The organism is Bacillus sp. NTK034 (genome assembly GCF_017303275.1).
Lineage (GTDB): Bacteria > Bacillota > Bacilli > Bacillales > Cytobacillaceae > Cytobacillus.
The window spans coordinates 1,002,998-1,015,061 of sequence record NZ_JAFKOJ010000001.1; the positions used below are offsets into that span (position 1 = coordinate 1,002,998).

The 12,064-nt window shown below is 39.7% G+C and carries 11 protein-coding genes; 7 read left to right on the forward strand and 4 right to left on the reverse strand.

What is annotated here, in order from left to right; genetic code table 11:
- Window positions 1-6: 6 nt before the first annotated feature.
- The 5 genes from sdhB (at window position 7) to JI665_RS05035 (ending at window position 4,228) form a co-directional block, all read left to right on the forward strand.
- Window positions 7-759: a succinate dehydrogenase iron-sulfur subunit gene (gene sdhB, locus JI665_RS05015; protein ID WP_206837055.1), complete on the forward strand. Its 753-nt coding sequence runs from the start codon at window positions 7-9 to the stop codon at window positions 757-759.
- Entirely contained in the window at window positions 756-2,297 is a 1,542-nt protein-coding gene (locus JI665_RS05020; protein ID WP_206837058.1) for an FAD-dependent oxidoreductase, read from the forward strand. Before sdhB ends, JI665_RS05020 begins: the two co-directional genes overlap by 4 nt.
- 22 nt (window positions 2,298-2,319) lie before the next feature.
- Window positions 2,320-3,165, forward strand: coding sequence for a fumarate hydratase (locus JI665_RS05025; RefSeq protein ID WP_206837061.1), 846 nt, complete (start codon window positions 2,320-2,322; stop codon window positions 3,163-3,165).
- Window positions 3,166-3,176: 11 nt separating this feature from the next.
- Complete coding sequence (locus JI665_RS05030) at window positions 3,177-3,740, forward strand: Fe-S-containing hydro-lyase (protein ID WP_206837064.1); 564 nt, start codon at window positions 3,177-3,179, stop codon at window positions 3,738-3,740.
- Between the two features lie 107 nt (window positions 3,741-3,847).
- The gene (locus JI665_RS05035) at window positions 3,848-4,228 is read left to right on the forward strand and encodes a VOC family protein (protein ID WP_206837066.1); all 381 of its coding nucleotides are present in this window, start codon (window positions 3,848-3,850) and stop codon (window positions 4,226-4,228) included.
- Window positions 4,229-4,289: 61 nt separating this feature from the next.
- On the opposite strand, the gene JI665_RS05040 is transcribed toward JI665_RS05035, so the two are convergent.
- From JI665_RS05040 to JI665_RS05055, 4 genes are all read right to left on the reverse strand, one after another.
- Entirely contained in the window at window positions 4,290-5,738 is a 1,449-nt protein-coding gene (locus JI665_RS05040; RefSeq protein WP_280516061.1) for an NAD-dependent succinate-semialdehyde dehydrogenase, read from the reverse strand.
- A gap of 18 nt (window positions 5,739-5,756) precedes the next feature.
- Window positions 5,757-6,863, reverse strand: coding sequence for a zinc-binding dehydrogenase (locus JI665_RS05045; RefSeq protein ID WP_206837070.1), 1,107 nt, complete (start codon window positions 6,861-6,863; stop codon window positions 5,757-5,759).
- 28 nt (window positions 6,864-6,891) lie between these two features.
- Window positions 6,892-8,406 carry a sodium:solute symporter family protein gene (locus JI665_RS05050; RefSeq protein ID WP_206837072.1) on the reverse strand — a complete coding sequence of 505 codons (1,515 nt, stop codon included), beginning with the start codon at window positions 8,404-8,406 and terminating at the stop codon, window positions 6,892-6,894.
- 112 nt (window positions 8,407-8,518) lie between these two features.
- Window positions 8,519-9,067, reverse strand: coding sequence for a hypothetical protein (locus tag JI665_RS05055; protein ID WP_206837075.1), 549 nt, complete (start codon window positions 9,065-9,067; stop codon window positions 8,519-8,521).
- A gap of 216 nt (window positions 9,068-9,283) precedes the next feature.
- On the opposite strand from JI665_RS05055, the gene JI665_RS05060 reads away from it, so the two are divergent.
- Together JI665_RS05060 and JI665_RS05065 are read left to right on the forward strand one after the other, a co-directional pair.
- On the forward strand, window positions 9,284-10,672 hold the full coding sequence (locus JI665_RS05060; protein ID WP_244671109.1) for a sigma-54 interaction domain-containing protein: 1,389 nt from the start codon (window positions 9,284-9,286) through the stop codon (window positions 10,670-10,672).
- A gap of 377 nt (window positions 10,673-11,049) precedes the next feature.
- A complete protein-coding gene (locus tag JI665_RS05065) occupies window positions 11,050-12,063 on the forward strand; it encodes a TAXI family TRAP transporter solute-binding subunit (RefSeq protein WP_206837081.1) in 1,014 nt (337 codons plus the stop codon).
- Window position 12,064: the final 1 nt, after the last annotated feature.

Consider the following 12,064-nt stretch of genomic DNA (forward strand, 5'->3'; position numbering starts at 1 on the left):
GAAAAGATGGGTGCTGCAGTAGATATCAAGCTTAAAATAAAGCGAAAAGACTCTTCTGATTCTCCCTTTTACTGGGAGGAATTTAACATACCTTTCCGGAAGAATATGAATGTAATATCTGCCTTAATGGAGATACAGAAAAATCCGGTTAACGCAAAGGGAGAAAAAGTAAGATCAGTAGCTTGGGAATATAACTGTCTGGAGGAAGTCTGCGGAGCTTGCAGCATGAGAATAAATGGAAAAGTTCGCCAGGCGTGCTCTACCTTGGTGGATCGGCTGGAACAGCCAATCCAATTAGAGCCAATGGAAACATTTCCTGTAGAAAAGGATCTGGTTGTAAACAGAGACCGCATGTTTAGTGCTCTCAAAAAAATAAAAGGCTGGATCCCTATAGATGGAACCTATGCATTGGGGGCTGGTCCTCTAATTTCCTCAGATGTTCAGCAAGAAGCTTATAAGTATTCAACCTGTATGACATGCGGATGCTGCCTGGATGCATGCCCAAATGTTAATAGCAGTTCACCATTTATTGGCCCGCAGGTATTAGGGCAGACTAAATATTTTAATATGCACCCTACTGGAGCACAGCAGAAGAATGATAGATTATCAGTAATGATTGGGGAGGAAGGGTTAGCTAACTGCGGAAACTCCCAGAACTGTGTTCAGGTTTGCCCTAAGGAAATCCCATTAACAACTGCCATTGCTGAACTAAATAAAGATGCAAATAAATTTGCATTATGGGGCTGGTTAAAGAGATGAGGGCAATTCAATATAAACAATATGACGTATTGGTAATTGGCGGGGGAGAGGCTGCTTTGGCTGCTGCCATTTCTGCTAAAGAAGAGGGTGCGTCAGTGGTTCTGGTTACAAAAGGAAAAGCAGGGCTTGGGGGTTCATCTGTTATTTCAGATAGTGTGCATTCCGCCATTTTTTCTCCAGGAGATTCACCTGATATGTTCTTAAAGGATCTATTAGAAGGAGGCAGGCATTTATCAGATAAAAGATTAGCTAGAATTTTAGCTGAAGAGTGTACTGTCAGAGTCAATGAATTAGAAAGCAAATTTGGAATTCATTTAGAAAGGGAAAAGGTGGTTAATACTCCTGGCCATTCTCATCCAAGAAGAGTTTATGCCGGAACAGGACTTGGAAAAAATATTACAAAGCCGATGCGTGATTATGCAATAGAAATAGGTATTGATTTTCATGAACAATCTGCAGTTGTTGATTTAATAAAAGATAATAATGAAGTAAAAGGTGCGCTGTTCCAAAAAGACAAGAAGTTTTATATTATTTATTCACCGGCTGTTATATTGGCAACCGGGGGTTTTGGAGGACTCTATCAATCTTCGGATAATCCAAGGGATGTATCGGGTGAAGGAATTGGCATGGCATGGAGACATGGCGCTATTCTTGTTGATATGGAGTTTGTGCAATTTTATCCATACCGTTTGCAGCATCCGGGAAATATTGATATCATGACAAAAATTTTTGCGAAAGGAGCTTTTCTTGTAAACGAAAGAGGGGAACGGTTTATGGAAAAGTATCCTAAAAAAGAGCTTGAAACAAGAGATAAACTCAGTTATGCGATGTTTAAGGAAAATAAAGTACTTCTGGATTTTTCTGCGGTGGCGGGGAATGTTCTTCAGCTTGACAGTCCATATCTGTATCGTCTGTATCAAAAAGGGCATGAGGGAGAATGGGTTATGAGTCCTGTACAGCATTATTGTATGGGTGGAATCCAGACTGATGAATGGGGAAGAACAAACATTCCAGGTCTATACGCTTGCGGAGAAGTGACGGGCGGACTACATGGGGCGAATCGTTTAGGCGGGGGCTCTTTAACTGAATCACTGGTTTTTGGATACCGTGCGGGAAAGATGGCTGTACAGGAAAAATCGATGGAGAGCATTGCCGGCATTATGGCCTCAGGAACAGAAGAATTAATAGATAACTCTCCAATAATTGGGGAATCTGAAATGATCAAAAAAGTAAAAGACGTTATGTGGCAGAAGGTGGGGATTGAAAGAACCTCCCTTTCTTTGAAGGAAGCTGCAGATGAATTAAATTTAATCGCGTTAAATTTGGAGAATGAAAATAGTATTCAGGCTCTCCAGATTTGTGATAAAGTACGATCCGCATGGGCATCAGCAATCTCCGCAGCTGCAAGGAAAGAAAGCCGCGGAGCACATAAAATTCAGGATGTTAAAGAAGAAAAGAAGGAGTGGCAGGGCAAAAACAGAATACACAAAACTAGCCTGCAATTTACTCCGTTATCTTCCAAAGTTGAGATGCCTTAAAGATGAAAAAGGAGAAGATCGTATGAGAACAATTACTTATGAGGAAATTGTTGAACGAGTTTCGAAAATGTGTCAGGAAGCAAATTTTGATTTAGGGCAGGACGTAGTGGAAGCTTTTCAATCAGCATTAAAAAATGAATCTTCTGAAACCGGCAAAGACATACTGGAACAGCTAATCTTAAATGCTGATATTGCAAAAAGCGAACGGGTTCCAATGTGCCAGGACACTGGAGTATCAGTATTTATCGTTGAGGTTGGACAGGACTGCCATATTGCTGGAGGCAGCATTTATAATGCTATAAATGAAGGCGTTAAAAAAGGTTATGAAGAAGGGTATTTGAGACATTCAATCGTGGATCACCCTATTACCCGGGAAAAAAGCAAGGGCTATAACACTCCTTCCATAATCCACATTGAACTTGTACCTGGGGATCAAATCGTCATCCATATGTCTGCAAAAGGGGGCGGAAGTGAAAACATGAGCAGTCTAAAAATGCTCAAGCCATCAGATGGTCTTGAAGGCATTAAGAAGTATATCCTTGATACGGTTGCAATGGCAGGGCCAAATGCCTGTCCTCCTCTTGTGGTGGGAGTTGGAATTGGAGGCAATTTTGAAAGATGTGCCTATTTAGCGAAGAAATCACTGTTCAGACCAATTGGCCACCGAAGCGAACGCCCAGAGCTTGCCCAATTAGAAAACGAGTTAATGGAAGAAATCAATAAACTGGGTATTGGGCCACAGGGCATGGGAGGAAATACAACTGCACTTGATGTGAAAATTGAGATAGAGCCTTGCCACATTGCTGCATTGCCTGTAGCTGTTAATTTAAACTGCCATGCAAGCAGACATAAAGAAGTCAGATTGTAGGAGGAATTCATTTGTGTGCTAATATAGTTAGCAGCCCAATAGATGAACAAGTATTGATCAGTTTAAAAGCTGGTGACCGTGTCTTGATCAGCGGAACGATATTTACAGCGAGAGATGCAGCTCATAAAAGAATGTCAGAAGCCCTCCAAAAAGGGGAAGACCTTCCTTTCAAAATTAAAGGCCAAACCATTTATTATGTTGGACCAACCCCAGCAAAGCCAGGACAGATTATTGGATCAGCCGGGCCGACTACAAGCGGAAGAATGGATAAATATACACCCTCACTGCTGGATCGGGGCTTAAAAGGGATGATCGGAAAAGGCTACAGGAGCCAGGAAGTAATCGATTCAATGAAGAAAAATAAAGCGGTCTATTTTGCAGCAATTGGCGGTTCTGGAGCATTGATCGCCAGATCTATTAAATCAATGGAAGTAATTGCTTATGAGGATTTAGGACCTGAAGCGATTTATAAACTGACTGTAGAGAACTTCCCGGCAGTCGTAATTATTGATAGCGAAGGAACAGACTGGTATCAAGTGGGGAAAGAGCAATTTAAGCAGCAGGCAGATCAGTAAAATGCAGCAGGAAGATTGCTGATAAAACAAAACCTCTGAAGTGTTTGTCCGGGGTTTTGTTTTTTTAGTTATTAAAGGCATTTTTTATAATTAAGGAGGGGATTTGAATGAAAATAGAAAGATTGGACCATTTAGTGCTGACGGTACAAAGTATTGAAAAGACTTGTGACTATTATAATAAAGTATTGGGAATGGAGATAATAACATTTGGTGAAGGCAGAAAAGCCTTGAGGTTTGGAATCCAGAAAATAAATCTTCACCAAAAAGGGAATGAATATGAGCCCAAAGCCCTTAATCCAGCAGCTGGATCAGGAGATTTATGCTTCATTACAAAAACTGGTATGAATGAAGTGATAAAACATTTAGAGTGTTGCAATATTGCAATAGAAGAAGGGCCAGTTGAAAGAACGGGGGCTCTTGGAGCAATTACTTCAGTCTATATTAGAGATCCGGATGGAAATCTTATCGAACTATCAAACTCCAATTAATACCGCATTTATAGCATTCACTAAAAGAAATCCCAAAGCCATCATAGCTTTGGGATTTCTTTTATAGCTTTATTGAAACATATTTTACTTCCAAAAATTCATCAAGACCATGGTGTCCGCCTTCTCGGCCCAGCCCGCTTTCCTTTAATCCTCCAAATGGTGCCTGTGCAGTAGAAGGGACCCCATCATTAATTCCGACTATGCCAAATTCCAATTTCTCATATGCTGTAATCGCTGTCTTTAAGTTTTCGGTAAAGGCATAGGCAGCAAGGCCATAACGGGAGCTATTTGCCTTTTCAATTACTTCCTCTATACTCGTAAATTCAATGATCGGGGCAACTGGGCCGAAGGTTTCCTCCTGCATAATCACCATCTCCTCATGAACCCCGCTCAAGATGGTAGGTTCAAAGAAATAGCCATTGCTATATTCCTTAATCCTGTTCCCTCCATGCTCGATAACTGCACCTTTTTCAACTGCATCATCGATATGCTTCTTTACTTTCGTATAGGCTGCTTCATTAATTAAAGGTCCAATTTCCGCATCTGGTTCATAGCCCAAACCTACTTTAATTTTCGCCACTTCCTCTTTAAGCTTAGCTGTAAATTTAGGAAGAATTGATTTTTCGACATAAATTCGATTTGCACATACACAAGTTTGGCCGCAGTTTCTAAATTTTGATCCGATTACTCCGCTGACCGCTTTATCCAAATCTGCATCGCCAAAAACGATGACAGGTGCATGACCTCCAAGTTCAAGTGAAACCTTCTTAACAGTTTCTGCAGCCCCACGCATCAGAAGCTTGCCTACTTCTGTTGATCCGGTAAATGTAATCTTGGCAACACGCTCATCCTGAAGCCAAGTTTGCCCGATTTGTTGGGCATCCCCGGTGATAACATTGATAACGCCTTTTGGGATGCCTGCCTTTTCTGCAAGTTCAGCTAGTTTTATGGCTGTCAAAGGAGTTAATTCTGCTGGTTTGATTACGGCTGTACAGCCAGCAGCCAGGGCAGGAGCCACCTTTCTGGTAATCATGGCTGCCGGAAAGTTCCATGGTGTTATTGCTGCTACAACACCAACTGGCTGTTTAATCAATAGGATTCTCTTATCATGAAAAGAAGCGGGTACTGTCTCACCGTAAATTCTTTTTGCTTCTTCTGCATACCAGGAAATGAAACTGGCTGCATATCCCACTTCACCCAGGGCCTCGGACAAAGGCTTCCCTTGCTCTTCCACTAAGACTCTTGCAACTTCTTCTTTATTTTCAATAAGAAGATCATGCCACTTTTTAAGCAAGGAGCTTCTTTCATAAGAGGTTGTCTGGGACCAGCTTTTTAATGCTTCATGAGCGGCATCAACAGCAAGTTTCGCTTCTTTTTCTCCGCCCTTTGGAACTGGGCTGACAATTTCTCCGGTAGCCGGATTGATAACATCAAAGCTTTTCCCTGATTCGGCCTGAACCCACTTTCCATTTATATACAACTTATTAAGATCTGCAACTTTAGTGCTCAAAATAATCAACCCTTTCAATTAGTCTACTATAATAGAAGCCCGAGTAACTTCGCGTGCTGAGGATTTATCTAAGGCTTCCTGTATTTGATCAAGCGTAAACTCGGCATCAAGCATTTGATCAAATGGGTATTTTTCAATTGACGCAGATAAGAATTCAAGTGATTTTCTTAAGTACCATGGATTATACCTAACTATCGGCAGTATTTTAATAGATTTTCTTGTTAATAAGCCTGGATCAAATTCAACAAATTTGCCAATGGAAACGTTTCCGATTGTAACATATTTTCCGCCTGGGCGAATTAAATGTATACCTTCAGCAAACGCAGCCGGCACACCGGCGAGCTCCATGCCTATGTCTGCTCCCTTGCCGTTAGTAAGCTGGAGAATGGCATTCTCCCTGGACTCAAGAGTGGAATACTCATTCATGTCTATAACATGGTCTGCACCAAACTTTTTCGCTTGCTCAAGCCTGTTCTTAATGCTATCTATAACAATCACTTTTGCACCTTTTTCTTTTGCGATTGCAGAAGCGTATAAGCCTAATCCGCCAGCACCCTGAATTACAATGGTCTGATTATATCGAAGCTCAGCCTCTTCAATGCCAAAGTATACCTGGGAAAGGGCACAGTTGGCACTTGCTGCAGCAACATCTGATACATTTTCTGGTACTTTATAAAAGTATTGATTTTCGTGAATATAATAGTGAGTAGCAAATGAACCATGAAAATGAGGTTCAATTTCCGGCTGTTTTGTCCAGAACTCATAGGCATTTTCACAAAGGTGAAACCTGCCTTCCTGGCAAGGGCTGCATTTACGGCATGTGAGGAAATATGTTGAAACAATCCGATCCCCGACATTTACGGGATTACCAGCGTAATCCTTTGTTACCCCTTCTCCAAGCTCATGAATAGTTCCAATCATTTCATGTCCAAGAACTCCCCGTTTAATACTGGGATGATGCCCTCTCCAAATGTGCAATTCAGATCCGCAAACATTTGTCCTGGTTACCTTAACTACAAGTGAACCTGGCTGTGGAGAAGGGATGCTGTATTCCTGGTATTTGAGATTCAAAGGTTCGGTCATTACGGCTACTTTGCCAGTTTTTACGGCTGTTTTTTCTGACATTTTTAACACTCTCCTATCATCTTAATATTTATGCCGAGATATCATTGCTCCCGAATACTCTTTCAATTTCTTTCTCACTAGGTTTTGCAGTTGCTAAAGTAACTATATACATAGTTGCCATGCCAATTAACACGGAGATACCTGCTGCACCAAACGGATTAGTAAAGCCGAAGCCGATTGGCAGGTAGATAACCCAATAAGATATGGAACCCGCAAGCATCGATGAAATGGCAGCTGTCTTTGTTGATCTTTTCCATAAAGTTCCCACACATAATGGTCCTGCTGTCGCTGAAACAATTCCTCCAATGCCTATCCAAAGGAAGACTGAAAGTGATTGAGGAGGGTTCCATGCCATCAAAATAGCAACTCCTAATACAACAAATGTCCCATAACGGCTGATTATCATTTCTACTTTCTCTGCTTTCTCCGGGTCAATTCCTTTTCTGGGCACGATTGTTTTACGGTAGATGTCGTTAGCCAGAATTTGAGTCAGAGAAACAATTAGTCCATCAGAGGTTGACATAATGGCTGAAAGAACAGCTACTGCAAAAAGTCCGGCAATGATTGGAGGAAACAGTTCGTTGAACAGAACAGGGATTACCTGGTCAGCTGCAATATTGGCACCGGGGTCAATTAAGGCAATACCGAGCAAACCTCCTAGTGTCATAGCCGGCAAAGTAGTTGCCACAATTGTGCAGAACATAATTAGTCTTTTAAGTTCTTTCCCTGATTTAATGGCCATGAATTTATTTCCGATGTGCGGAAGGATGCTGAATGGGATATGTGCCACAAATAACAGGAACACAAGCCATGCACTGCCATAAGTAATATCGCCGGGCTTAAATAATACATCTAAGGAGCCTTCTGGTCTTCTTTCCTTAATTAGGTCCATCATGCCTGAAAAACCGCCTTCGACCCCGCCTCCAGTAAGGAAAGTCACTATAACGACAACGGCGATTACAAGCATTAAAAAGCCCTGCACTGCATCAGTCATTATATCTGAGTGCGACCCTCCCATAAACACATATGCTGCTAACACAATGCCTGTTAAAAACAGCCCTAAGTTATAATCAAGCCCCAACATGGTTTGGAACATAGTTGCAGCAGCAACAAATTGGGAGACTACGTAGAAAATTAACAAAACTGAAACAAGAGCTAATACTATTCTCAAAAAATCACTATTAAAACGTTCTCCCATAAATTCAGGAATGGTCCTGGTGCCAAATTTATCTCCGAACTTTTTTACATAGGATGCGATCAGGAGCATACCGAACACAGTTGCAATAGGATATAAAATAGGGTACCAAAGACTTGGAGCACCCATGCTATAGGCTAATCCCGGCATACCCATGAAGGTTGAGCCGCTAGCAATTGTTGCAGTAATAGCCAAACCCAGTGTAATAAAGCCATATGAGGAGCGAGCTGTTGCAAAATCGTCGGAGTTTTTTGTTTTCTTCATGCCCAGCCAGCCCATATAAATCATTGCAATTAGAAAAAGGCCCATAAAAATCCAGGAATACATAATTGTTGCATTATTGACCATTTCATACACCTCCAAGAATCTAATTAGTCATCATTGATTAAGTCTGTTTTAAATAATATGAATCCCATAATAATCCAGGAAGCCAATACTAATCCAAGGTACCAAAACAGAATCATAGATTGTCACCTCCCTTCAAAACACCTAAGCAACATTCTTTAATATGAGGGTAGTTGGAAAGAAGGTCCAGATTATTGGAGGAATGCTCCAGCAGAAAAAATTTTGTCCTTTCAGTTTTCCCGTTTGAATCAATCAAGATGGTATAAGGCATATGAATAACTTCTTCTTTAGACAATTCGATGACAGGCGGTGTCCAAATTCTTTTATAATGAATATAGTAAGTCCTAATGAACTCCCTGCTTACTTTCTGCTGCTCAGTTATTGAATGGGAAGGCGGAATTATTGCTGTTTCATCTGCCTCAAATTCCCCATAAACAGGGAAATGGTCAGAAAGCCCTGTGCTGCCTCTAACTAGATCTGCCCCAGTGATTGACCGGCTTTTTCGATCCTTCCGAAAAAAACTCTTATATCCAATGTTCCAAACTGAGAATAGGACGGGAAAAAAATATGTTCCTTCTTTCTCAAGTTTTTTTCCCTTTAATTGTGAAGATGACTTTTGTATTTCTTGATCGCTTAATACTTTCAAGCTATTAATCTTAATCATCAAATCCCTCCGAAAGCGCTGTCATATTTGATAATGCAAGAGCCGTGCCAAAATATATCGCTGACTTTATATTTCCTCTTTGATATAATGAAGGTATTAATATTTGACAGAAAATAAAATTTATTTACATAACTCTGAATTTAATCTTGATCGGTTTATGTTGCGATTTTGCAACGGATATTGCTGTTTTGCAATAGAAAGGAGCTATATGAAGTGATGGTTGAAACTGAACAGATTAAGCATCATAATCATTATGAAGATTGTCTTGAGCTTGAAGCAGCAATCCATGCATGTCAGGAAGGAATCTATATTTGCAATGCAGACCTGAAATGTGTCAGGTTAAATTCTGCCTATACAAGAATTACAGGTTTAACAGAAGTAGAGTTAATTGGCAGGACAAGCATTGAACTTGAGGAAAACGGAACAATTTCCAAAGCTGTTGGAGTTATTGTTAAGAGAGAAAAAAAGGTGGTTTCTTTGATACAGAAGTTCCGGAGCGGCAAAAACGTACTCGTTACAGGGACTCCTGTATATAAAGAAGGTAAACTTTTTAGAATAGTCATAACTGCAAGAGATTTATCTGAATTAACTCAGCTGGAAAATCAATTAAATGATGCTGAGGAAAGGTCTGAAAGATATTTGAGGGAGCTTAGTTTATATAAAGAACATTTAAAAAGTGTAAAAATAGTTGCAAATAGCCCGCAAATGAAACAACTCCTCAATTTAGTTCCGAAAATATCCAAAGCGGATTCTCCAGTATTATTATTAGGGGAATCTGGTACAGGCAAAGAAGTTTTAGCCAGGCTTATACATGAGACAAGTCATGGCGGTGACAGTCCTTTTATTAAAGTGAACTGCGGGGCCATTCCCGGTGATTTATTGGAATCTGAACTTTTTGGCTATGTAAAAGGGGCTTTTACAGGCGCAAATGAAAAAGGAAAGCCCGGATTGATTGAGATAGCAGAAAACGGAAGTTTGTTTTTGGATGAAGTAGGAGAACTTCCATTAAAGCTTCAAGTAAAGTTATTAAGGGTTATTCAGGACTTCGAGGTAACAAGACTTGGAAGCACAAAACCCAAGAAGGTGAGTTTCCGCCTTATTTGTGCCACGAACCGGCCATTAAAAGAAATGATGGAAAAGGGAGAGTTCAGGGAGGATTTATTTTACCGTATAAACGTTCTGCCAATTACTTTACCTCCATTGAGAGAAAGAAAGGAAGATATTATCCCTTTAATAATAAAAACAACTGATAAACTATCCTCCAGGTATGGAACACTCAAAACAATTTCTCCAGACGTAATAAAAATACTCGAAAGTTATCAGTGGCCAGGTAATATCCGGGAACTGGAAAATGTGATTGAACGGATTTTTATCATGACAGATGAAAGCACGATTCAAGTTAAGGATCTTCCTGCCAACATTGCTGCAGATAAAGTTAGTAAAGATGCTAATACATTAAAAGAAAAGATGCAAATCCTTGAGAGGGACATAATTGAAGATATGCTGAAACAAAGTTCAAGTTTAAGAGAGGCAGCCAAAAAACTAGGGGTTGACGCATCAACATTGACAAGGAAATGCCAGAGGTATGGGATATACGTACAATAGAGATAAAAAAAGTTAAGCGCAGAGATCGAATAGATTTTATTCGGTCTTTTTTGTTTTTAAAGTTGTCTAAATCACAACTTATTGATTATAAAAAAGATAAATATATTTGTAATATTTACAATATTTAAAATATATGATAATATCAGTTTTAAATAAAATATTGTCGACAATATTTTATTTAACATTATTGAGATTCCTTTCAATTTTTTGTATTTCGAGAGAATGTAAACGCTTTATATTTGCCGATTAATTGTTTTACAGCTTACAAGAGAAAGACTTTCATGAAAGGAGGGCATCTTTTTCTGTTTAAGAGGAAGGAGTGTGAAAAATTTTTTAAGTTTATTTAAAGAAAATTGATCAAGGAGAGAGAAAATATTATGAATTTTTTTAAAGGTTTGTTAGTTATTTTTCTTATGGCGTTACTAGCTGCTTGTTCCGCAGATGTTAATGGAGAAGAGGGCAAAGGAAAAGGAGAAATTATCAGCTTATTTGCAACAGATAGTTCTTCTTCCTATTATGGCTACAATGTAGGTATAGCGAACGCAATTGGTACATTAAACCCGGAAATTCAGGTATCAGTAGTTGAAACTGGCGGTTCAAGTGATAATATGCAGCGATTGAGTAAAGGTGAGGGAAAGATGGCTTTGGGTACTTCTCCAAGTGACTACCAGACTTATTTTGGTGAAGGAGATTTTAAGGATATTAAAAATAATAGTATTAGGGCATTATGGTATTTTGTACCATCACCATTTAACTTAATTGTCTCAGAATCAGCAAACGTGAATAGTTTTGAAGATCTAAATGGAAAAGACTTTTCTTTTGGTGGATCAGGAACCTCAACTGAAAAAGTAACAACCGCTGTATTTGAAACTCTTGGTATTCAACCTAAATCTTATGCTGGAAGTATGTCAGATGCACAAGCTGCTTTTGCTGACCGAAGAATTGTAGGTTTGACAAAGACTGGAACTCCTCCCGATTCTTATGTTCAAAAAACGGCAGCAGAACAAAAAATTAAGCTTCTTGGTTTAACAGATGCGCAGATCGAAAACATTACTGAAAAACTCCCTTATATCGGAACAAGTACCATTCCAGCAGGCTCTTATGAAGGAGTGAATGAGGATGTTCAAACAGTGCAATTTACGATGAGTATCCTTCTGGATAGCTCCGTTTCACAAGAGACGGGGTATAAAATGTGGGAAGCTATGTGGTCAGAAGAAGGGAAGAAAATCTGGTTGAATTCTTTCTCAGCAGCAGCCGATGTGGACATACCAGAGCTTACCCTTGAATCTGCCATTCCTCTCCACTCAGGAACTGTTCAATTTCTTAAGGAAAATGGATATGAAGTTCCCGAAGAGTTAATTCCGCCAGAATATAAAGAGGTTAACAATTAAT

Excerpts from the sequence above, each read along its gene's own strand:
- sdhB (WP_206837055.1), top strand. The coding sequence starts at position 7 with ATGGGTGCTGCAGTAGATATCAAGCTTAAAATAAAGCGAAAAGACTCT.
- JI665_RS05020 (WP_206837058.1), top strand. The coding sequence starts at position 756 with ATGAGGGCAATTCAATATAAACAATATGACGTATTGGTAATTGGCGGG.
- JI665_RS05025 (WP_206837061.1), top strand. The coding sequence starts at position 2,320 with ATGAGAACAATTACTTATGAGGAAATTGTTGAACGAGTTTCGAAAATG.
- JI665_RS05035 (WP_206837066.1), top strand. The coding sequence starts at position 3,848 with ATGAAAATAGAAAGATTGGACCATTTAGTGCTGACGGTACAAAGTATT.
- JI665_RS05045 (WP_206837070.1), bottom strand. The coding sequence starts at position 6,863 with ATGTCAGAAAAAACAGCCGTAAAAACTGGCAAAGTAGCCGTAATGACC.
- JI665_RS05050 (WP_206837072.1), bottom strand. The coding sequence starts at position 8,406 with ATGGTCAATAATGCAACAATTATGTATTCCTGGATTTTTATGGGCCTT.
- JI665_RS05055 (WP_206837075.1), bottom strand. The coding sequence starts at position 9,067 with ATGATTAAGATTAATAGCTTGAAAGTATTAAGCGATCAAGAAATACAA.
- JI665_RS05060 (WP_244671109.1), top strand. The coding sequence starts at position 9,284 with ATGGTTGAAACTGAACAGATTAAGCATCATAATCATTATGAAGATTGT.
- JI665_RS05065 (WP_206837081.1), top strand. The coding sequence starts at position 11,050 with ATGAATTTTTTTAAAGGTTTGTTAGTTATTTTTCTTATGGCGTTACTA.